Annotated in this window: 18 protein-coding genes, 1 tRNA gene and 1 riboswitch; of the genes, 10 read left to right on the forward strand and 9 right to left on the reverse strand. The window is 67.4% G+C overall.

The features are described 5' to 3' along the window. Window positions 1-62: 62 nt before the first annotated feature. Window positions 63-527, reverse strand: a complete 465-nt coding sequence (locus A5780_RS35070; RefSeq protein WP_063019084.1) for a GatB/YqeY domain-containing protein — start codon at window positions 525-527, stop codon at window positions 63-65. Between the two features lie 148 nt (window positions 528-675). Here A5780_RS35070 and A5780_RS35075 point away from each other — a divergent pair, with 148 nt between their 5' ends. The 4 genes from A5780_RS35075 to A5780_RS35090 all read left to right on the forward strand — a co-directional run bounded on the left by A5780_RS35075 (window position 676) and on the right by A5780_RS35090 (window position 3,745). Next, complete coding sequence (locus A5780_RS35075) at window positions 676-1,662, forward strand: metallophosphoesterase (RefSeq protein WP_063019085.1); 987 nt, start codon at window positions 676-678, stop codon at window positions 1,660-1,662. A 39-nt stretch (window positions 1,663-1,701) separates the two neighbouring features. Further along, window positions 1,702-3,129 (forward strand): hypothetical protein, encoded by a 1,428-nt coding sequence (locus tag A5780_RS35080; protein ID WP_197521949.1) that lies wholly within the window; start codon window positions 1,702-1,704, stop codon window positions 3,127-3,129. 56 nt (window positions 3,130-3,185) lie between these two features. After that, a tRNA-Pro gene (locus tag A5780_RS35085) sits at window positions 3,186-3,259 on the forward strand. 195 nt (window positions 3,260-3,454) lie between these two features. Continuing rightward, window positions 3,455-3,745, forward strand: a complete 291-nt coding sequence (locus A5780_RS35090) for a hypothetical protein (protein WP_064911192.1) — start codon at window positions 3,455-3,457, stop codon at window positions 3,743-3,745. 22 nt (window positions 3,746-3,767) lie between these two features. On the opposite strand, the gene A5780_RS35095 is transcribed toward A5780_RS35090, so the two are convergent. Then, window positions 3,768-5,036: a low temperature requirement protein A gene (locus tag A5780_RS35095; protein ID WP_064911193.1), complete on the reverse strand. Its 1,269-nt coding sequence runs from the start codon at window positions 5,034-5,036 to the stop codon at window positions 3,768-3,770. Between the two features lie 75 nt (window positions 5,037-5,111). Next, on the reverse strand, window positions 5,112-6,155 hold the full coding sequence (locus tag A5780_RS35100) for an ABC transporter substrate-binding protein (RefSeq protein WP_064906098.1): 1,044 nt from the start codon (window positions 6,153-6,155) through the stop codon (window positions 5,112-5,114). 414 nt (window positions 6,156-6,569) lie between these two features. Further along, a riboswitch (cobalamin riboswitch) is annotated at window positions 6,570-6,693 on the forward strand. 33 nt (window positions 6,694-6,726) lie between these two features. On the opposite strand from A5780_RS35100, the gene A5780_RS35105 reads away from it, so the two are divergent. Together A5780_RS35105 and A5780_RS35110 are read left to right on the forward strand one after the other, a co-directional pair. Continuing rightward, window positions 6,727-7,833: a HoxN/HupN/NixA family nickel/cobalt transporter gene (locus A5780_RS35105; protein ID WP_030516445.1), complete on the forward strand. Its 1,107-nt coding sequence runs from the start codon at window positions 6,727-6,729 to the stop codon at window positions 7,831-7,833. A 140-nt stretch (window positions 7,834-7,973) separates the two neighbouring features. Beyond that, window positions 7,974-9,374 (forward strand): lipase family protein, encoded by a 1,401-nt coding sequence (locus tag A5780_RS35110; protein ID WP_369829570.1) that lies wholly within the window; start codon window positions 7,974-7,976, stop codon window positions 9,372-9,374. 106 nt (window positions 9,375-9,480) lie between these two features. On the opposite strand, the gene A5780_RS35115 is transcribed toward A5780_RS35110, so the two are convergent. After that, window positions 9,481-11,103, reverse strand: a complete 1,623-nt coding sequence (locus tag A5780_RS35115; protein WP_064911216.1) for a succinic semialdehyde dehydrogenase — start codon at window positions 11,101-11,103, stop codon at window positions 9,481-9,483. 136 nt (window positions 11,104-11,239) lie between these two features. On the opposite strand from A5780_RS35115, the gene A5780_RS35120 reads away from it, so the two are divergent. Then, complete coding sequence (locus A5780_RS35120; protein ID WP_036525233.1) at window positions 11,240-12,061, forward strand: crotonase/enoyl-CoA hydratase family protein; 822 nt, start codon at window positions 11,240-11,242, stop codon at window positions 12,059-12,061. 40 nt (window positions 12,062-12,101) lie between these two features. Here A5780_RS35120 and A5780_RS35125 read toward each other — a convergent pair whose 3' ends face one another. The 5 genes from A5780_RS35125 to A5780_RS35145 form a co-directional block, all read right to left on the reverse strand. Beyond that, window positions 12,102-12,869: an SDR family oxidoreductase gene (locus tag A5780_RS35125; RefSeq protein ID WP_063024175.1), complete on the reverse strand. Its 768-nt coding sequence runs from the start codon at window positions 12,867-12,869 to the stop codon at window positions 12,102-12,104. Beyond that, window positions 12,866-13,552, reverse strand: coding sequence for an acetoacetate decarboxylase family protein (locus A5780_RS35130; RefSeq protein WP_030516450.1), 687 nt, complete (start codon window positions 13,550-13,552; stop codon window positions 12,866-12,868). Before A5780_RS35130 ends, A5780_RS35125 begins: the two co-directional genes overlap by 4 nt. 131 nt (window positions 13,553-13,683) lie before the next feature. Further along, complete coding sequence (locus A5780_RS35135) at window positions 13,684-15,297, reverse strand: acyl-CoA synthetase (protein WP_063011049.1); 1,614 nt, start codon at window positions 15,295-15,297, stop codon at window positions 13,684-13,686. Window positions 15,298-15,342: 45 nt separating this feature from the next. Further along, on the reverse strand, window positions 15,343-16,584 hold the full coding sequence (locus tag A5780_RS35140) for a hypothetical protein (RefSeq protein ID WP_104362491.1): 1,242 nt from the start codon (window positions 16,582-16,584) through the stop codon (window positions 15,343-15,345). A 5-nt stretch (window positions 16,585-16,589) separates the two neighbouring features. Further along, the gene (locus A5780_RS35145) at window positions 16,590-17,138 is read right to left on the reverse strand and encodes a nuclear transport factor 2 family protein (RefSeq protein WP_030516453.1); all 549 of its coding nucleotides are present in this window, start codon (window positions 17,136-17,138) and stop codon (window positions 16,590-16,592) included. A gap of 399 nt (window positions 17,139-17,537) precedes the next feature. Between A5780_RS35145 and A5780_RS35150 the strand changes: the two genes are divergently transcribed. Genes A5780_RS35150 through A5780_RS35160 form a run of 3 tightly spaced genes read left to right on the forward strand, consistent with a single transcriptional unit; the run spans window position 17,538 to window position 20,375 of the window. Next, window positions 17,538-18,458, forward strand: a complete 921-nt coding sequence (locus A5780_RS35150; RefSeq protein WP_064906092.1) for an NAD(P)-dependent oxidoreductase — start codon at window positions 17,538-17,540, stop codon at window positions 18,456-18,458. Next, the gene (locus tag A5780_RS35155; RefSeq protein ID WP_030516455.1) at window positions 18,448-18,876 is read left to right on the forward strand and encodes a carboxymuconolactone decarboxylase family protein; all 429 of its coding nucleotides are present in this window, start codon (window positions 18,448-18,450) and stop codon (window positions 18,874-18,876) included. The genes A5780_RS35150 and A5780_RS35155 overlap by 11 nt, the downstream gene beginning before the upstream one ends. A gap of 14 nt (window positions 18,877-18,890) precedes the next feature. Continuing rightward, a complete protein-coding gene (locus A5780_RS35160; RefSeq protein ID WP_063011044.1) occupies window positions 18,891-20,375 on the forward strand; it encodes an FAD-dependent oxidoreductase in 1,485 nt (494 codons plus the stop codon). Window position 20,376 lies beyond the last annotated feature (1 nt).

The raw sequence follows: 20,376 nt of genomic DNA on the forward strand, positions 1-20,376 counted from the left end.
GATACGCGAGAGACCGGCGAATGTGCGACACATTCGCCGGCCTCCTGCTTTGTCCGGCGAGCCTACAGCCGGGCCTTGACCGCGGCCGAGATCCGCGAACCGTCCGCCCGGCCCGCGGCCAGCGCCGTCGCGACCTTCATGACCTGGCCCATCTGCTTCATGCCCGGGCGCTCACCCAACTGCTCGGCCACATCGGCGATGGCGGTATCGGCGATATCGGCGACCTCGGCCTCGGTGAGCGGGGTCGGCAGATACTCGTCGATGATCTCCTGCTCGGCGCGCTCGTTGGCGGCCAGTTCGCCGCGGCCGTTCTGTTCGTAGACGACGGCCGCCTCGTTGCGCTTCTTGGCCTCCTTGCCGAGGACCGCGATCACCTCGGCATCGGAGAGCTCCTTCGCCTCGGCACCGGCGACCTCGGCGTTCTGCACGGCTGCCAGCAGCATGCGCAGAGTGCTAAGGCGCAACGTGTCCTTGGCCTTCATCGCCGCGGTCAGATCGGCCCGCAACTTCGATTTGAGTTCCGACATGCGCCACACGCTAGCCGTTGTCGGCGGACCCTCCCACCGCATTTCCGCGTGTCGAGCCGGGTGGACGGCCACGACAGCGCCCGGCAAACCGGATGCCTGTGCGGAATCACACTCGGTATTCGTCACAGTGGTCGCCTATTCTGGGCTGATGCCCGTATTCTCGTCCCCCGCACTTCGACGAGCAGCGCTGGGCTCCGGAGCTAAGGTCGCCGCCGCGGCCGCCGGTACCGCAGTGGCCGGAATCGGCTATGCCTCGCTGATCGAACGCAATGCCTTCGTCCTTCGTGAGGCCACGATGCCGGTGCTGCAGCCGGGCTCGTCGAGTCTGCGTGTGCTGCACATCAGCGACCTGCACATGACGCCCGGCCAGAAACTCAAACAGGCCTGGGTTCGCGAACTGGCCGCCTTGGAACCGGACCTGATCGTCAACACCGGCGACAACCTCGCGCATCCGAAGGCGGTGCCCGCGGTGGTGCAGTCGCTGACGGCGTTACTCTCCCGTCCGGGCATCTTCGTCTTCGGCAGTAACGACTATTTCGCGCCCGTTCCGAAGAACCCGCTCAAGTACTTCGACAAGAACCACAAGCGAGTGCACGGGGATCCGCTGCCCTGGCAGGATCTGCGCGCGGCGTTCACCGAACGCGGCTGGCTGGATCTGACCCATGTGCGGCGCGATCTCGAGGTCGCCGGAATCAAGATCTCCACGGCCGGTGTCGACGATCCGCACCTGTCCCGCGACCGGTACGACACCGTCGCCGGCTCGCCGAACCCACTGGCCGATCTGAGCATCGGACTCACCCATTCGCCCGAGCCCCGCGTACTCGACCGGTTCGCCGGTGACGGGTACGACCTGGTGCTGGCCGGCCACACCCACGGCGGACAGCTGTGCCTGCCGGGATTCGGCGCGCTGGTCACCAACTGCGGTATCGATCGGTCCCGGGTGAAGGGTCCGTCGCGCTGGGGTGCGCACACGCGACTGCACGTGTCCGCGGGCCTGGGTACCTCGCCGTGGGCGCCGTACCGCTTCTGCTGCCGCCCCGAGGCGACCTTGCTGACGCTGGTGGCCGCACCGCCGAAAGGCCCCATCGCCGACAGTGGCCATGGCGTCTCGGAATCGGAGGCCGTGGCGCGCTAGGGTGGCGTGCCGAGGCACGACATCAGGCAGGGGTACACGGTGAACAGTGGGTTCGAGCGGAACGACGACCCGACCGCGCGACGAGAACCCACTCCCGACTCGAACGAGACCCCGCCGACACTGGCGATCCGACGGGTGCCGGGTGCGAATTTCCCTGTGTCGCAAGGCTCTCCGTGGGCTCGGCCGCAGTCGATTCCGACCGTTCCCGGCGGCGCGGGCGATCCCGGACGCTCCGGTTCTCCGGCCGAACCCGCCAAGCCCGCGGCACCGGACGCGGACCGGCCGCCCGGATCGCTGTTCGGTGGGAACGACGCTGCCGGAGGGCAATCCGCTCCGGCCCATCCGTGGACGCCACAGGGCGGCGCGAGCGGAGATACCTCCCATGGCCCGAATGCGGTCCCGGGTCCGCACGCGCCGTCCGGCTTCGCTCCGTCGCCGCACGGTTTCGGCAACCCGGGCGGACCCGACGCCCCCACCACCGCCTTCGGCGTGCAACCCGGAATGCCGCAGTGGCCGGGCAGCTCGATGCCGGGCGCGAATACTCCCTCCCGGCAACAGTTCTCGGCACCGCACGGCAGCGGTCGCCCCGAGCCGGATTGGCAATTGGGGGTCGGATCACATCCCGCGCCGCAGCAAGCGTCCTGGGGACCGCCGACGGCTCAGCATCCGCACACCGCGCTGCTGCAGGTGCCGGCCGAGCAGCCGCCTCGGCGGCGGAAAGCTCTGCTGCTCAGCGGAATCGGGGTGCTGGTCGTCGTGGCGATCGGCGCGACCGTGGCGGTGGTCGCGAGCCGGCATTCCGACTCGCCGGCCGCCGCGGGTTCCGGCAAGCCGTCCATGGTCAGTGCGCTCAGTAACGAAAATCAGCCTCCCCCACCACCTTCGCGACCGCAGCAGACGGCGCCGAAGCCGCAGCCCGGCGCCGCGCCGCCACCTATGGTTCCCGGTTACCAGGTCGTCCAGATCCTCGATCGCGGTGCGGCCTACGACGCGCCTCCGGAGTGGAAGGTCGATCCGGTCGGCACGGCCGCCTGGGGTTCCGGATCGAATCCGCTGGAAATCGCCGGCCTGGCACAGGACGGCAAGAACTACTGTCCGAACTACACCCGGACCAACGCCTTCCTCACCATGTCTCCCCAGACGGACCCGTCCGCGGCCGCCGCCGATATCGGGGCCCGGATGGCCAAGTTCGGCTGGTCGAACGCCACCATCGCCGCCCCGGCCCCCGCCGAGCCGATGGTCTCGCTGGACGGGCAGCTGCACGGCGCCTTCGTGGAGACCACCGGCAGCGCGCCGCCGCCGGCCCCCGGCTGCGCCACGACCTTCGCGGTCTACACGTTCGCCTTCCCCAGCGAAAACGGAAACTTCGTCATGACGGTCGCCGCCGACACCGGCGTCGACAAGTCCGTGGACAAGGAAACCGCCAAACGCATCCTCTCCACCATCCGCCCCCTCCCTGCCCGCTGACCAGCGGATTTAATGATCCGCTCCCCCCTGCTGTAAGCTACGACAGGCTCAACTCACGGGGTGTGGCGCAGCTTGGTAGCGCGCTTCGTTCGGGACGAAGAGGTCGCAGGTTCAAATCCTGTCACCCCGACTCGTGTGTGGAGACACGGCAGAGGCCCTGACCGATCCACTGGTCAGGGCCTCTTGCTTTGCCCGGGTGCGTATCGGTGCCGGGTGCGTATCTGTGCCGGGTTCGGGAAACTTCACCGTCCACGGCCCGATCCTCTGGGCGAGCTGCCTTCCCATTTCCGGGACCACCGGAAAACCTTGTGCTACAACTTTGTTCGTGGCGGCACTCATCGGCTTGGTGGTGATCCTGGGGATCATCATTCTCATCGCTGGAGCGGTTCTGTTGATCGTCAGTCTGGCGAAAGCGCCGGGGCGGCGGGCAGGTTCCGCCTCCGAGGCGTCGCAGCACCAGGACCTGCCGATGTGGACTCCCCCGCAGCACCAGGACGTCCCGATGTGGACTCCGCCGCAGCACCAGGACGTGCCGTTGTGGAGCCCGCCGCAGCAGCATTCCGCGCAGCAGTCGCAGGATCGGACGCCGCCGTACTGGTCGCCAGGTCCTCGATAGCACGGTGACGGGCTCGCTCGCGTCACTCCAGATTCGCCAGCATCTCGCGCTGATGCCGATAGCCGATGGTTTCGTAGCCGACCACGGTGATGAACGGGGAGATCATCACCACCAGTAGGCATACGGCGATCGAGGCGCCCAGCGCGGCCAGGATCACCGCGACGGCCAAGACCACGACCGTGAGGGTGAGCAGCAGGATGTGGAACGGGTCCGGGGCCGACAGCAGCAGGGTGTGCAGCAGATAGACCATCAGCAGGTACACGCCCACCGGCAGCGCCAGAGCGAGGACCACCGCGACCGGGCCGATGTGGGAGTGGTGCTCGAGCGACAGGCCCGCGACGTGCAGGCCCGCGCCGGCGCCGGCGATACCCATGTAGAGCGGGATGTGGCCGTAACCGAACAGGTAGCCGCGGTTGCGGCGGTGCACGAGGATCTCGCCGAACGGGGTGGTGAAGTACACCCACCACATGCCGAAGGTCAGGCCCACGCCGGCGACCACGATCGCGATCGCATCGGCACTCCACTGCCCGCCGTCGCTGCCGCCGAGCAGCCCGCCCGAGGAGGCGACCGTGCCGACCACGCCCTCACCGAGCGCGATGATGGCGAACAGGCTGTAGCGTTCGGCCACGTGGTGCGGATGCCACGGGGTACCACTCGCGCGGCCCTGCGTCAGCACCGGTACGAGCAGTTCCAGCACGCCGAGCAGTATGCATCCAACCCCGGCCACGAGCAGCGGCATGTGCACGAATGCGATGATCACCCAGCCGATTTGGGCGATGATCGTCCACCGGATGCTCCCGTAGCCGACGTGCCGGAAGGACGGCGACTCCCGTCCTGCGCGCCACCACTGCAGCACCATCGCGATCCGCATCACGATGTAGCCGACGACCATCACCCGCACGTCGAGGTGATCGCCCACATCGACCGAATGGAACATCGCGGGCAGGCCGAGGGCGAAGACCACCACGCCGATCATCACCACCATGGTGAGCACGCGGTACAGCCAGTCGTCGGTGTCGAATGCCGAGGCGAACCAGCTGAAATTGATCCAGGCGTTGACGATCGCGAACATCGCCAGCACGAAGGCGAGCACCGCCTTGCCCGCATGCCCGTCGGCGACCATCTCGGCGAAATACGACGCCGCCGTGCCGACCGCGACCACGAAGGTCAGATCGAACAGCAGCTCCAGGGGCGAGGACACGCGCCCCGGTTCGTCGGGGTCGCGGCCGGTCATCCGGACGAGGCGGTGCGCCGGGCCGCGGGCGCCGCCGGTGGATACGGAGTCGCTCATGGGCACCGATGATGCCGTACCGACGGGTCGGCTCGCCGCTATCGGCCCGTCGCCGTGGCAGGACGCGTGCGCGCGCTACTTCCCGGAAGCGTCCGACGGCTGCAGCAGCGAGTTGAACTTGTTCGTGTAGAACTTGCTCGGATCCAGCTTGTGATCGATGGCCCCGGTGTCCTCGAGCCAGCTCTGCCAGCGCGTGAAATCCTCGTCCGACACCTTGCCGTAGCGCGCCGGAACCCCCACGGACAGCCAGTATTTCAGCGTCGAGGTGTCCTCTCCCGCGCGGTGGCGGGCGTTGATGATCTCGGTGAATTTTGCGATCACCTGATCCCGCGGCGTGCTGCGCTCCCATTCGATCGCCTTCGCGACGCCGGTGGTGAAGGTGCGGACCACATCGGGGTTCTTCGCGATGAAATCGTTGCGGAAGACATAGGGTCCGCCGTTGATCGGGCCGCCGTATTCGTCGAGTTCGGTGAAAATCGGTCGCACTCCGCCGTTGGCCACCGCACGCTGTTGGAACTGGCCGTTCAATGCCGCGGCGTCGATCTGTCCCTGCCGCAGCGCCTGTTCGATATTCGGCGGCGGCAGCGCCACCAATTGCACCGATTTGATCTGGTCGACGCTCAGTCCGGCCTTCTTCAACGCATCGTGGATATCGGCCTCGTTCTGGCCACCGAGCGTATTCACGCCGACCTTCTTGCCGACCAGATCCGCGGCCGAACGAATCGGGCTGTTGTCGAGGGTGTAATAGCCCTGGAAGGACTTCTCGTCCGATCCGTAGTAGTTGACCACCGCGGTGATGGGCGCCCCGGCGCCGGCCAGCTTGGCGACCGCACCGGCGAAGGCCCCGCCGAAGTCGACCTGCCCGGTCGCGGCGGTCTGGATTTCCTGCGGCCCGCTGATGGTGTTGCCGACGTAGTCGAGTTCGATCTTGCCGTCGAAGAATCCGAGGTTCTCCGCGAGCTCCGGAAGCGTGACCTGATCGGTCCAGCCGAGATACCGAAGCGAGGTCACCCCGTTCTCGGTGTGGGCGGATCCTCCGCTGCCGCAGGCGGTGAGTAGCACAGCGGCAGCCGTACCGGCTGCGAAGACGGATATTGCGGTGCGGATACGTCCGGACATCAGGTAATTCCTCTCGACACTGCGCACGACGGCACGGTGGTGCGCGTCGGCTCGGCCGAGCCTAGGTGTTGTGAATTGCCGAGCCTCCCCTTTGAATCACGACGATTCGGTTGCCGGAAATACGCGTCGATCACTCGAGTACACCCGAGCGGTATCCACCCCGACCGGCACCATACTCGGGTACGCGGCAGAAGACTGCGACATGAAGGCTCCCCTGGCATTGCAGAAACGGCATTGCTGAAACGCTGACCCTGTGGAACTGGCACCCGCACACAGTCGTCGCACTACGGACTGTGTTACGCCGAGTCTCCTCGATTTCCCGGGCACACGGGGGCATACCCGACATTTCATCGATCGGGAATCCTGTCACCACCCTCGTTGCGACCTGCGAAGACCGTGGCCGCACGGGTGCGGTCCGTTGGTATAGTCCGCAGAGTTCTCGCGATGGGAACGGGAAACCGGTGCCAATCCGGTGCGGTCGCGCCACTGTGTTCAGCCCATGCTGTCAGCCAGACCCCTTTCGTCGCTGTGCACGGACGGGGACGCGGGTTCCCCAGAAGGGTTGTGGCACATGTCCACTCGTCGTCGCCTGCTTCGCGATGTGCTGCGGGACTGGTCCCGGCGTGACTGGCTGGAAGCGGCGGTGCTGCTCGGTGTGGTCGCGTTGATGCATCTGATCGGATTCGGCCTGCTGTTCGGCGCGATCGCCCCGCACGGTTATCGCATCGGGACGGAGGTCTTCGGCATCGGACTGGGCATCACGGCCTACACCTTCGGGCTGCGCCACGCCTTCGACGCCGACCACATCGCCGCCATCGACAACACCACGCGCAAGCTGATGAGCGACGGCAAACGGCCCAAATCGGTCGGATTCTGGTTCGCGATGGGGCATTCCACGATCGTGTTCGTCCTCGCCGCGCTGGTGGTGGCGGGTGCGCACGTGGTGGGCACCCTGGTCGACGAGGACTCGTCGACCCGCAAGACCCTGGGCACCATCTCGACCGTGGCCTCCGGATCGTTCCTGTATCTGATCGGCCTGCTCAATGTGGTTGCGCTGATCGGCATCTGGCGGGTGTTCCGCCGTCTGCGCCACAGCGGCGAATACGATCGCGCGGAACTGGAGGCGGCGCTCGATTCGCGCGGATTCCTGGCACGCCTGCTGGCGCCGGTGATGCGGATGGTGGGACGGCCGGTGCACGTCTATCCGGTCGGCGTGCTGTTCGGACTGGGTTTCGACACCGCGACCGAGGTGGCGCTGCTCGCGCTGGCCGGGTCCGGCGCGGCGGCGGGACTGCCCTGGTACGCGATCGTGGTGCTGCCGCTGCTGTTCGCGGCGGGGATGAGCGTGATGGACACGATCGACGGCCTGTTCATGAACGTCGCCTACGACTGGGCGTTCTCCGATCCGGTGCGCAAGATCTTCTACAACCTGGCCATCACCGGCCTGTCGATCGCGGTGGCCCTGTTCATCGGCTCGATCGAGCTGATCAAGGTGCTGCACGACGACACCGGTTTCGGCGGCCCGGTCGGAGAGTGGATCGCCGGTATCGACCTCAACAACGCGGGATTCGCGATCGTCGGATTGTTCGTCCTCGCCTGGGTCGTCGCGATCGCCTACTGGCGGCTGGCGAAGGTGGACGAACGCTGGGCGCCCGCGCCGACCGAGGAATCGGCCTAGCCACACCACATTCGACCGCACCTCGTCGAGCCGCGCATCGCCGGCCGGCATGCGACATTCTTGCGACGGCGATCACACCTGTGCCATAGTTCGCTGCATATGTGAGACGGAGCAGTCTCGCATTAGTGAAGGAGCCGAGTGTGACCGAATCCTGGACGCGCCGCATCCGCCGGACGACCTGTGTCCTCGCCGCGGCGGCGGCATTGACCGTTCCGGCCGCAGTGGTGGCTCATCCGCCGCACGCCGGCGCCGAACCCGCGCCGGTCGCACCCGCGGCCCCGATTCCGCTACCACCCGAGCTGGACCCGGGCTTCTACCATCCGGCACCGGAGATCGTCGCGGCGAACCAGCCCGGCGAGATCATCGCCGCGCGGCAGGTGCGGGTGGCCAATCTCGGGCTGATCCCGGTCAATGTCGACGCGTGGCAGATCTCGTACCGATCGAACGACAGTCGTGACCGACCGATCCCGGCGGTCGCGACGGTTCTGAAACCACGCGGTTCGGCACCGGACAAACTGGTCTCGATGCAGATCGCCGAGGATTCCCTGGCCGGCTACTGCGCACCCTCCTACGCGATCCAGCATTTCTCGGCCGGTCCGTTCCTGGGCCAGATCGTGGCCCCGGCCGAATTCGTGATCGCCCAGGGCGCGTTGCAGCAGGGCTGGGCCGTGGTGATTCCCGATCACGAGGGGCCGAACAACGCCTATGCCGCGGGGCCGCTCGCCGGCCGAATCACCCTCGACGGCGTTCGCGCGGCCCGAGATTTCGAGCCGATGCGGTTGAGCCCGCAGACCAGGATCGGCCTCTACGGCTACTCCGGCGGTGCGATCGCGACCGGTCACGCGGCCGAACTGAAGAGCACCTACGCACCGGAGCTGAATATCGTCGGCGCGGCCGAGGGCGGGGTTCCGGCCGATCTCGGCATGACGCTGAAGGTGGCCAACGGACAGGCGACCTCGGGGCTGGTACTGGCCGCCGTGATGGGCCTGACCCGCGAATACCCCGAATTCGCGCGTTTCGTCGACGAGCATATGGACCCATTGGGCAAGGGACTGACCACGATTCAGAGCGGATTGTGCGTGCAGTACGTCAGCTCGCTGCTGCCGTTTCTGAATCTCGAAGGAATGTTGCGGGTTCCTGGCGATCCGCTCCAGCAGCCCGTGGTCGCCGACGTACTGGACGAAACCCGCATGGGCAAGTCGGTGCCGGATATGCCGATGTACATCTGGCAGGGCAACCCGGACGAGATCATCCCGGTCGGCCAGGTGAACAACCTCGTCGACACCTACTGCCGAAACCCCTCCGCCACAGTGCAATACACCCGTGAACACTTCGCCGAACATGTCGCCACCGAGATCTCCGGCGGCGGCCCGGCGATGCTGTGGTTGCGCGACCGTCTCGACGGCGTACCCGCGCAGCCGGGCTGTCACACCGCGGATGCGGGCTGGTTGTTGCTGGACCCCAACGGTTTCCAGATGCTGGCCTCGACCTTCGGCGAAACCTTCGCCTCGTTCTTCGGTAAGTCGATCGGCGTGAAGTAGGCCGCGCGCAGAGCTACCGGCACAGCGTGGTGCCGGGTGATGGGAAGGGCCCGTTCGTCAGGGGGACGAACGGGCCCATTCCGTGGAGATCGACGGCATCGACCCGTCAGCGGATGCGCAGCCGGCGGCTCAGACGCAACGTGATGAGCGTGCTCTTGAGCTGCTTTTCGAACGGCATACCCGCCCGGGCCGAGAGCACCTGCTTCTTCTGCACGCCGACGTTGACCGTATCGGTGTACTTGAGCAGGCCCGCGTCGCCGTGCCGGGTGCCCACGCCGGACTGTTTGACGCCGCCCGAGGGCGTCATCTTCGCCGAATAGGTCGCGACGAAGCCGTCGTTGACGTTGACATTGCCCGCCTCGAGCCGGTCGGCGAGCTTCTCCGCACGAGCGAGATCCGAACTCCAGATGCTGGCGTTGAGACCGTAGGTGGTGGCATTGGCCTGTCGGACGGCCTCGTTCTCGTCGGTGTAGCGGTAGATGGTGACGACCGGACCGAAGGTCTCGACGGTCGCGTGCTCCATCTCGGGGGTCACACCGGTCAGCACGGTCGGCTCGTAGAACGCCGGGCCGATGTCCGGGCGGGCCTTGCCGCCGGTCAGCACGGTCGCGCCCTTCGCGACGGCGTCGTCGACGTGCGAGGCCACGCGCCGCATGTGATCGACCGACACCAGCGAGCCGAATTCCGGGTCGGCGGTGTAGGAGGCACCCGCCTTCGACCCCAATTCCTCTGCCGCGGCGACGAATCGGCGCACGAACTCGTCGTGGATGCGCTCGTGCACATAGATGCGCTCGATATGCATACATGCTTGGCCGGAGTTGCCGTACACCGCGAAGATCGCACCCGGAATCACCTCGTCGAGGTTGGCGTCCTCGAGCACGATCATCGGATTCTTGCCGCCGAGTTCGAGGCTGCAGCTGATGAGGTTGCGGCCCGCACGCTCGCCGATGGTGCGACCGGTCGCGGTGGAACCGGTGAACATCACGAAATCGCTGTGGTCGATCAGGGTGGGGCCGACGTCGGGTCCGGTACCGCACACGACCTGGATCAGATCGCGCGGCAGCCCCGCCTTGCGCAGCAGTTCGACGCCGTAGAGCGTGCACAGCGCGGTCTTGTTGTCCGGTTTGATCACCACGCCGTTGCCGGCGATGAGGGCCGGAATCGAATCGGAGATCGAGATCGCGAAGGGGAAGTTCCACGGCGCGATCACCGCGACGACGCCCTTGGGCCGATGCTGTTCGGTGGAGGTGGAGATGATGGGCATCGCGCCGCCGCGCCGGATCGGTTTCAGGATCCGCTCGGCATGTTTGAGGTAGTGGCTGATCACCATCACCGGATCGCACGATTCCTCGATGGCCATCCGGCGGGTCTTGCCGCAACCGATCTGAATCAGGTCCGCGATGGTGTCGAGTTCGGAGAGAATCAGCTCATGGGCCTTCTCGAAGACCTGCAGCCGGCGCTTGACCGGCCAGTTCGCCCATTCCCGCTGCGCCGCCCGAGCCTTGTCGGCCGCCGCGGCGACGTCCTCGGGCGAGGACTGCGGCAGCTCACCGACGACCGCGCCGGTGTACACCTCGATCATGTCGTAGGGTTCGCGCTTCTCCCCCGCGGCGCCCGCGGTGATCAGCCCGGTGAGGCGGTCGATCAGCGTCTTCGTGATCCGCGGCGGCAACGTGCTCGCGCCGCTGCGCGAGGTCGCGTCCGCACCGCTGTGCGTGGTTGTCTCCATCAGCGCTCTCCATAACTTGCCGCCCGTGACGGCGGTCACCATCATTCAAACTAGAACACGTTATTGTTCTGTACAACGTTGCGGGGTAACTTCGTCCGCAAAACGCGAGTAATACCATGAGGAAAGTGGGTCGACGATGACGACGGCAGCAACTGAAACAGGTAGCAACACGGAACCCCATGCGCTGCTGGAGCGACGCGGCGCCACTCTGATCGTCACCATGAACCGGCCGGCCGTCCGCAATGCGCTGTCGGCCGAGATGCTCGACCTGATGGTGCAGGCGTGGGACACCGTCGACAACGACCCGGAGATCCGCTCCTGCATCCTCACCGGCGCGGGCGGCGCGTTCTGCGCGGGCGCCGACCTCAAGGCGATGACCAAACAGGATCCGGCCAAGAATATGAGCGCCGGCGGCGCCTTCGACCCGACCAACATTCCGGGTCTGCTCAAGGGCCGCCGCCTGACCAAGCCGCTGATCGCCGCCGTCGAGGGCGCGGCCATCGCCGGCGGAACCGAGATTCTGCAGGGCACCGACATCCGCGTCGCCGGCGAGAGCGCGAAATTCGGTGTCTCCGAGGCGCGCTGGAGCCTGTTCCCGATGGGCGGCTCGGCGGTGCGACTGCCCCGGCAGATCCCCTACACCGTCGCCGCCGACATCCTGCTCACCGGCCGCCACATCACCGCGGCCGAGGCCAAGGAGTACGGCCTGATCGGCCACGTGGTGCCGGACGGGACCGCGCTGGACAAGGCGCTCGAGCTCGCCGAGAAGATCAACGCCAACGGCCCGCTGGCGGTGCAGGCGATCCTGAAGACCATGCGCGACACCGAGGGCATGCACGAGAACGAGGCCTTCAAGATCGACTCGCAGCTCGGCCTCACCGTCTTCCGCAGCGAGGATGCCAAGGAAGGCCCGCGCGCCTTCGCCGAGCGCCGCAAGCCCGAGTTCAAGGGCCGCTGATTCGGCCGCACCCGGCTGCCGGGGCCGGGTGCGTGCACCGTCACAATTCCGGCTTCACCATCCGAGTGACCTGCTTGCGCAGGAAGTTCGGGGCGAAACGCCGTGCCAGCCACAGCGGCTTGGCCGGACCGGGGAAGATGAACAGTGGCGCCTTCGGGTCGGCTACCGCCCGCTCGGCGGCATCGAGCACCCGGTCCGGGGTGATGCCCTTCTGACCGGCGACCACTGCCTCGTTGGCGGCCCGAATGCCGTCCAGCAGCGGGGTTTCCACGATCGGCGGGCAGATCGAGATCACCCGCACCCCGGTCCCGTTCAACTCCTGGGCGAGCGCTTCGTGGTAGCAGACGACGGCGAATTTGGAGGCCGAGTAGGCGGCCAGGCCCGGCGAGGGCAGCCAGCCCGCCACCGAGGCGAACAGCACCAGCGTGCCGCGGCCCGCCTGCTTCATCTCCGGCACGATGGCCTGGCAGATATTGATCGTCCCGCCGTAGTTGATGTCCATCACCCGGCGCATCTCCGAAACATCGTGGGTCAGAGCCGAACCCACCCGGCACAGCGCCGCCGCGTGCACCACGTGCTCGATCGGCCCGAGGTCCGAGCGGACCTTGTCGACCACCGCGCGCACCGCCTGCTCGTCGGCGACATCACAGGTGTAGGTGCTCATATTCGGGGATCGGCGCGCGGTTTCGGCCAGGCCGGTCTCGTTGATATCGAGTGCGGCCACCCGATAGCCGCCCGCCGCCAGTCGCTGGGCCGCCATGCGTCCCATGCCGCTGGCGGCACCGGTCACCAGTGCTGTCTTGCTCATCGAACCTCCACCGCGTCTTCGAAAGTCATGCGCAGCAGTCCGATCCGGCTGCTGAAGAGTGCGCGCTTGGGCAACCCCAGGGCGCGCATCTGTTCGGCGACGGGGTGATCACCGAGTTCGATCCTGGTGCCGCCCAGCCCCATTCGCACCTGCGACGGATTCATCACCCACGGGGTACGGCGCAGGACGCCGTCCATATGGGTGTAGGCCGCGATCGACGCACCGCCCATGCCGCCCGGCGACGGCACGCCACCGGCGACCTCCATCGCCACCACCAGACGGTCGTCGATGCGCACCTCGCAGCGCTTGCCGCGACGCACCGGCGTGATCCGGATATCGGCGATCTCCTTGGGAAAGCCCCAGATCTCGCGGCCGGCGGCGCAGGTGAAGGTCTGGTTCACCGGCAGCCAGGGAATGTAGACGCCGAGGTCCTTGTCCCGGCCGCGCACCATGAGGGTGAGGCCGAATTCGTGATAGGGACCGAGGTCGCCGTCCACGTAGCGCACGAAGACCAGCGAGCACACCCCGCGTCCGGCGACCGTGAGTGGTTCGAGTCCGGTCGGCGCCACGATCTCCCGGGCCGCCGCCGCGTCGACGAGAAATGTCGCCGCGCAGGCGTCGGCGTCGCGGATCTCGACCGGCATCCTGACTTTTTCACCGAGTACGGAATGCACCGCTGTCATCCTCCAAGTAGAACACGTTCCAGTCTGATTCGGCAGGCCCTCTCGGCCGGGAAATCCCAGTCACCGAGATCGCCCGGACACGACGGCGCCGAACGCCGCGGGCGCGACGTCCGGCGAGGATCCCGAGGGGTTCAGGAGCCGACGGTGTGGGCCGGCGGATGGGATTCGGCATGGGCTTTCGCCCACCGGTAGTCCGGTTTTCCGCTGGGCGTGCGCCCGACCGCGTCGACCACCCAAATGCTGCGCGGCAGTTTGTATCCGGCGAGATGCTTGCGGACGTGTGCCTCGAGGTCGGCGAAATCCAGCGGATCGGCGCTTGCCGGTGACACCACCGCCGCGACCTGATGGCCCCAGCGCTCGTGCGGAACTCCGATGACCACCACGTCGTAGACGCCCTCATGGGCCTTCACGACGGCCTCCACCTCTTCGACGAACACCTTCTCGCCGCCGGTGTTGATCACCATGTTGCCGCGCCCGATCAGGGTGATGGTGCCGTCGGCCTCCACCCGCGCGCGGTCGTCGGTGATGACCATGCGGACGCCGTCGACGGTCTTGAACAGCTTGTCGGACTTGGTCTGGTCCTTGTAGTAGCCGAGGGGCACCGCCCCCTTCTTGGCCATCCAGCCCTCTTCGCCGGGGGCCACCTCCCGGCCCTCCTCGTTGACCACGACCGCACCGCGTCCGGTCTGCACGCGCGGCCCGCGGGACGGGTCGTCGTCCTTCTGCGCCACGCCGATGCCGCCGAATCCGGTTTCGGAGGAGCCGATCGAATCGGTGATCACCGCATGCGGGAACAACTCCAGCATCTCGTTCTTCACCGGCTGCGACAGCAGCGCCGCACCGGAGGCGAGGGCGACCATCGAGGAGGCGTCCACCGGCGACCGCCGATAGGAGTTGAGCAGCGGCCGTGCCATGGCATCGCCGGTGATGACGACGATATTCGCCCGCTGTCCGGCCACCACCTGCCAAACCCGGTCGGCGTCGAAGCGCGGTTCGTAGACGACGGTGTTGCCCGACCACAGTGCGGTGAACGTGGGCATCAGCGCGGCGGCGTGGATCAGCGGCGGCAGGATCAGCCAGCGCAGCGGGTCGTTCTGCGAGCCGACCCGGGACTGTTCGAACTCGTCGGCCACCGGCACGTTGGTGTAGAAGTCGATGCCGCCGCCGAGGACCCGCCACATATCCTCCTGGCGCCACATCACGCCCTTGGGCATGCCGGTGGTGCCGCCGGTGTACATCATGAACAGGTCGTCGGCGCTGCGCTCACCGAAATCGCGTGCGGCCGAGCTGCTTTCGAATGCCTCCGCGTACGGCGTGGATTCGCTGGGCAGCCCGTCACCGCCCTGATCGTCGTCGACGACGAAGACGTGGCGCAGCGTGGTCACCTGCGGACGCACCTGATCCACGACCTGCGCGTAGCACCGGTGGTGTACCACCGCCTCGAGGTCGGCGTTGTCGTAGACGTAGCGCAGTTCGTCCGCGCCGTAGCGGTAGTTGATATTGATCGGCACCGCCCGGATCTTGAAGGCGGCGATCAGGGTTTCCATCGTCTCGATGCTGTTGTGCATCTGGAAGCCGATGTGGCTGCCCTCCCCCAGGCCCACCGCGGCGAAGTGGTGAGCGAGCTGGTTGGCGCGGCGTTCCAGCTCCTGATAGGTGACCCGGCGCTCGCCCTGAATCAGCGCCACCCGATCCGGCATGGCGTCCACGGCGTGCTCGAACAGGTCGGCGAAATTGTTCGGCATATCTGAGATCTCTCGTCGGTAGCGGCGGTTCGGGACTGAGGGCGGTCAGACGACCGTCAGCGGCAGCGACTGCCGGGGCGCGAAGTGGAACTCCGCCCCGGTGCTGAACCGAGTGATCGCCACCTCCGGCGACTCCCGGAAAGGCGTTGCGGCAGCGGTGATCTCGACTACGAATTCGCGCTCGTCGCCCTCGCGGGCATGCACGTCGAATCGCGGATTCACCCCGCGCACCATGGCCGCCAGCGGCTCCAGATGTTCGGCGTCGACGGCGGCCGGCCAGCCGCCGTCGCGCACACCGGGACTGTCGCGCGCGATGCGCAGGATCGCGGAATCGTGATAGGCGTCGATCTGCATGTCGACGTAGGGCAGCGGATTCCACGCCGGATGCAGCCGCAGCACCTGGGCCAGATCCTCGAAGCCGGTACCGAGGCCCAGTACCGCGCGCAGGCGTTCGGAGGTGAGCCCGGCGATGCCGGTGAACTGTTTGCGCGCGATCGTGGCGGTGGTCTCCGCGTCCGCGCGCTCGCCGACCGCGATCAGGAATCCGAGGTTCAGCAGATGCTGCTGCAGGCACACCTCGTCGGCCATCCGGACCAGCGCCGAATGCGAGAAGTCCGCGAAGTCGATATCGCTCAGCAGTGGCCCGCGGTAGTCGGACCGGCCCGGACCCCCGGCTTCGATCGGCGCCAATTCGATATCGACAGCGGCGAATTCGGCCATGCGCGCCGCATTGCGCGGCACCGCGGGCGGTTCGTTGGCCGGGTCGATGCGAACCGTCCACGCGCACACCGGCACTCGATCGGCCGGCTGCCGGGGCGGCCGGTGGATCGGGCGCACCTGCGCATGCGGATTGGTGGCCAGCGCGGTCGCGTCGAAGGTGGGGTCCTCGATGGTGTGGCACATGGCCACCACGTAGTCCTCACCCATCGGCTCGACGTCGGCGAGCGCACCGCAGTGGTCGAGCCAGAACTCGCCGTTGTGGTCGTCGTCGACGCGGAACCGGAAGTCCATGAACTGCGGCGGCGCGCCGATATCCAGTTGCAGCCCTTTGAATATCGTGACGACGCCGTCGCCCGGGATGTCGAGGGCCGCGCGCATCCGGCGGGTGTAGATCGGGCTGGCCAGCTGCCATTCCTCGATCGCCACCTCGGCCATCCCGTCGCGCCCGAAGGCGCCGATCGAATGCGCCATCCCGGAGCGATCGATGAGATGCCCGCACAGCAGCAGTTCGGGCACCAGCGCCGCCAGCTGCTCCCGGCTGAGTGTGGCGAAGCGACTCGCGGGCATCGCGCTCACCACAGCGGGACCGGCGACTCGCCGATCTTGTACCAGCCCGGCAGCGGTCCCGCGCCCGAGCGTTCGATCCGCTTCTGCATCCCCTCCGACAGCGCGTTCGCCGTGATCATCTCCACGAACAGCGCCGAGACGTTGCCGAAGTCGAAAAAGTCACGCTGCCAGGACCATTGGAAGTTGCCGCCGTAGCGGAACCAGCTGCCGCCGATGCCCTCCGGGCTGTAGTGGCGGCCGTCGGGGCGGGTGTTCTCGTTGACCTGCTTCCACAAGCCGATCACGTTGCCGCTGCGCTCGTCGACGACGAATTCCTGGTACGGGTAGGTCCAGCCCTCGAGGCCGTCCATCTCCTGTCCCAGCGCCAGTTCGCGGATCTCGTCGCGGCCCACCGCCATGAATTCCTGGGTCGGTCCGTAGTTCCAGCCGTAGGTGGCGTCCTCGGTGTACATGTCGGCCAGCGGCCGCCAGTCCCCCGCCGCCTCGCAGCGTTCGTTCTCGACCACCCAGCGGCGGACCATCTCGTCGAGTTCGTCCCGGGAAAAACCGGACATCGCAGCTTCCTTCACATTCTGTGTCGAGGGCCGGCGCCGATATCCGGCACGGCCTGATCCGGGCGGTCACCGGGCTGCGGCGACCGCGAACGTCGTGGTCCGTCAGCCCGTTTTCGAGAACGAGTTCAGGCCGGGATATCCCTCGCGGACAGGCGCGAAAGACACATCGCTGGACATGTGTCTGGACGGTACCACCGCAATCGGGGACCGACAATGGATCGGCCATTTTTGCTACGAAGATGCGGACGTTCGACCAGGGTGCCGGCAACCGTCCACGCCGTGGTCGGCGCTGGTTCCGCCGCCTTGACACAACCGCGGAATTGAAACAAGTTCTTGCGCCAAGATCAGAGTCGAACCTATAGTTCCGTACACGTGTCCAGACAGCATCGAAAGGTACCCATGAGCGGGTCCACGAACGACAGCACCAGCGCTGCGGGCTTCATCGGCCTCGGCAATATGGGTGCGCCGATGGCCGAGCGGCTGCTGAAGCGCCCCGGCGGCCTCGTCGTCTGCGACACCCGGGCCGAGGCCGTGCAGCCGTTCGTCGACGGCGGCGCCGAGCCGGCGAAGACGGCGGCCGAGGTCGCCGAGCGCGCCGGGGTGATCTCGGTGGTCGTCCTCAACGACGAGCAGGTCCGATCCGTGGTGACCGGTCCGGACGGCCTGCTGAGCACCGCGCGCCCCGGCACGGTGATCGCCGTGCATTCGACCATCAGCGACCGGACCGCCGTAGAACTCGCCGGCATCTGCGCCGAACACGAGGTGGACTTCGTCGACGCCCCGGTCAGCGGCGGCGGCGCGGGGGCCAAGAAGGGGTCGCTCGCGGTCATGGTGGGCGGCAGCGACGCCGCCTTCGACAAGGTGCGCGAACCGTTCGGCTACTGGGCCGAACTGGTGGTGCACGCGGGCGAGGTCGGCGCCGGCACCCGGATGAAACTGGCCCGCAACCTGCTGCATTTCGTCTCGTTCACGGCCACCGCGGAGGCGCAGCGACTGGCCGAGGCGGCCGGGCTGAACATCGTCGACCTGGGCAAGGTGGTCCGGCATTCGGATGCCATCACCGGCGGGGCGGGCGCGATCATGCTGCGCGATACCACCGCACCGGTCGCGGTGGACGACTTCTGGCATTCGATCTTCACGCATACCCGCGATCTGGGTGAGAAGGATCTGTCGCTGGCACTGGCCCTGGGCGAGCGACTCGGCGTCGAGTTGCCCTTCGCCCGAATGGCATTGAGCGGACTCGGCGACGGGCTCGGCGTCGGGCCCGGCGATATCTCGCGGGCCGCCACCGACACTTCCGAGGAGAGCAATGAGCGCTGAAACCGACGGCCTCACCCCCGAGCAGCGTCGCGCGCGCGGGGTGGCCAAGATGGGCGAGGTCTACGGCTGGGAGATGTCCGACGGACCCGGCGCGCATTTCGCCGTGACGGCGGACCATCTGTTCGCCGACATCTGGAGCCGCCCGGAACTGTCCGTGCGTGATCGCCGCCTGCTGCTGCTCGGCGCGCTCACCGCACAGGGCCACCTCGACGTCACCGAGATCCAGGTCAGCGCGGCCCTGCGCAACGGTGAACTGACCGAGGAACAGTTGCGCGAGATCGCGATCTTCCTGTGCCACTACACCGGCTGGGCCGCCGGGACGAAACTCGACAGCGTCGTCGGCAAAGTCGTGGCCGCCGAAAAGAAGGCCAACGAGAAAAAGGCCGCCGCCCGAGCCGCCGAATCCGCCGAGAAGTGAGGAACGAACCCACCATGTCCGACACCCTGGGTGTACGCCCCCAGCCCGCCGCCGACATCACCGACTGGGACTACGAGGCCGATGTGGTGATCGCCGGATACGGCATCGCCGGCGTCGCCGCGGCAATCGAGGCCGCCCGGGCCGGCGCGGACGTGCTGGTGCTCGAGCGCACCGGCGGCTGGGGCGGTGCGGCCTCCCTGTCGGGCGGATTCATCTATCTGGGTGGCGGCACTCCGCTGCAGAAGGCGCTCGGTTTCGAGGACACCCCGGAGAACATGGAGAAGTTCATGCTGGCCGCCCTCGGGCCCGGCGTGGACGAGGCCAAGATTCACGACTACTGCCAGGGCAGCGTCGAACACTTCAACTGGCTTGTCGCCCAAGGTGTTCCGTTCAAAGAGGAATTCTGGGGCGAGCCGGGCTGGGAACCCCCGCACGACGAGGGCCTGATGTACTCCGGCGGTGAGAACGCCGCGCCGTTCAAGGACATCGCCACCCCTGCCCCGCGCGGCCACCTGCCGCAGATGCAGAACAAGCGCATCGGCGAGCAGGGCGGCGGTTACATGCTGATGAAGCCGCTCACCGACACCGCCGAATCCCTCGGTGTGCGAGCCGAGTACGACATCCGGATTCAGCGGCTCGTGGTCGCGGCCGACAACCGCGTCGTCGGCGTGGTGGCCAAGCGCTACGGCAAGGAGATCACCGTGCGCGCCCGCCGCGGCGTGGTGCTGGCCACCGGCAGCTTCGCCTACGAGCAGCGGATGATCGAGGGCTACGCCCCGCGACTCATCGGCCGGCCCGCCGCCGCGATCGAGGAACACGACGGCATCGGCATCCGGGTCGCCCAGGCGCTCGGCGCCGAACTGGCGCATATGGACGCCACCGAGGTCGCCTTCTTCGGCGATCCGCAGATGATGGTCCGCGGCATTCTGGTCAACGGCCGCGGTCAGCGCTACATCGCCGAGGACACCTATCCGGGCCGGATCGGCCAGGCCACGCTGATCCAGCAGGACAACCAGGCCTACCTGATCATCGACGAGGCCGCGCTCGAGGAAGCGCTGAAGACCGAGACCAGCAGCCCCTTCTTCCGCCAGCCCCCCACCTGGGCGGCGGAGACGGTCGAGGAACTCGAAAGCGATATGGGCCTGCCCGCGGGCTCGCTGCAGGCCACCGTCGAGGTCTACAACCGGCACGCCGAATCCGGCTCCGATCCGCTGCTGGGCAAGAAGCCGGAGTGGGTGAAGCCGATCGGCACACCGGTGGCCGGGTTCGATATGCGCAACTTCACCGCCGGATTCACCCTGGGCGGTCTGCGCACGGATCTGGATTCCCGGGTCATCCACGTCACGGGCGAGCCGATCCCCGGCTTGTACGCCGCGGGCCGCTGCACCTCCGGTGTCTGCGCGGGCGGCTACGCCAGCGGCACCTCCCTCGGCGACGGCAGCTTCTACGGTCGCCGCGCGGGCCGCGCCGCCGCCAACGACGGTCCGGCCTCGAGCTGAT

This window comes from Nocardia sp. 852002-20019_SCH5090214 (assembly GCF_001665865.1).
Taxonomy (GTDB): Bacteria; Actinomycetota; Actinomycetes; order Mycobacteriales; family Mycobacteriaceae; genus Nocardia; species Nocardia nova.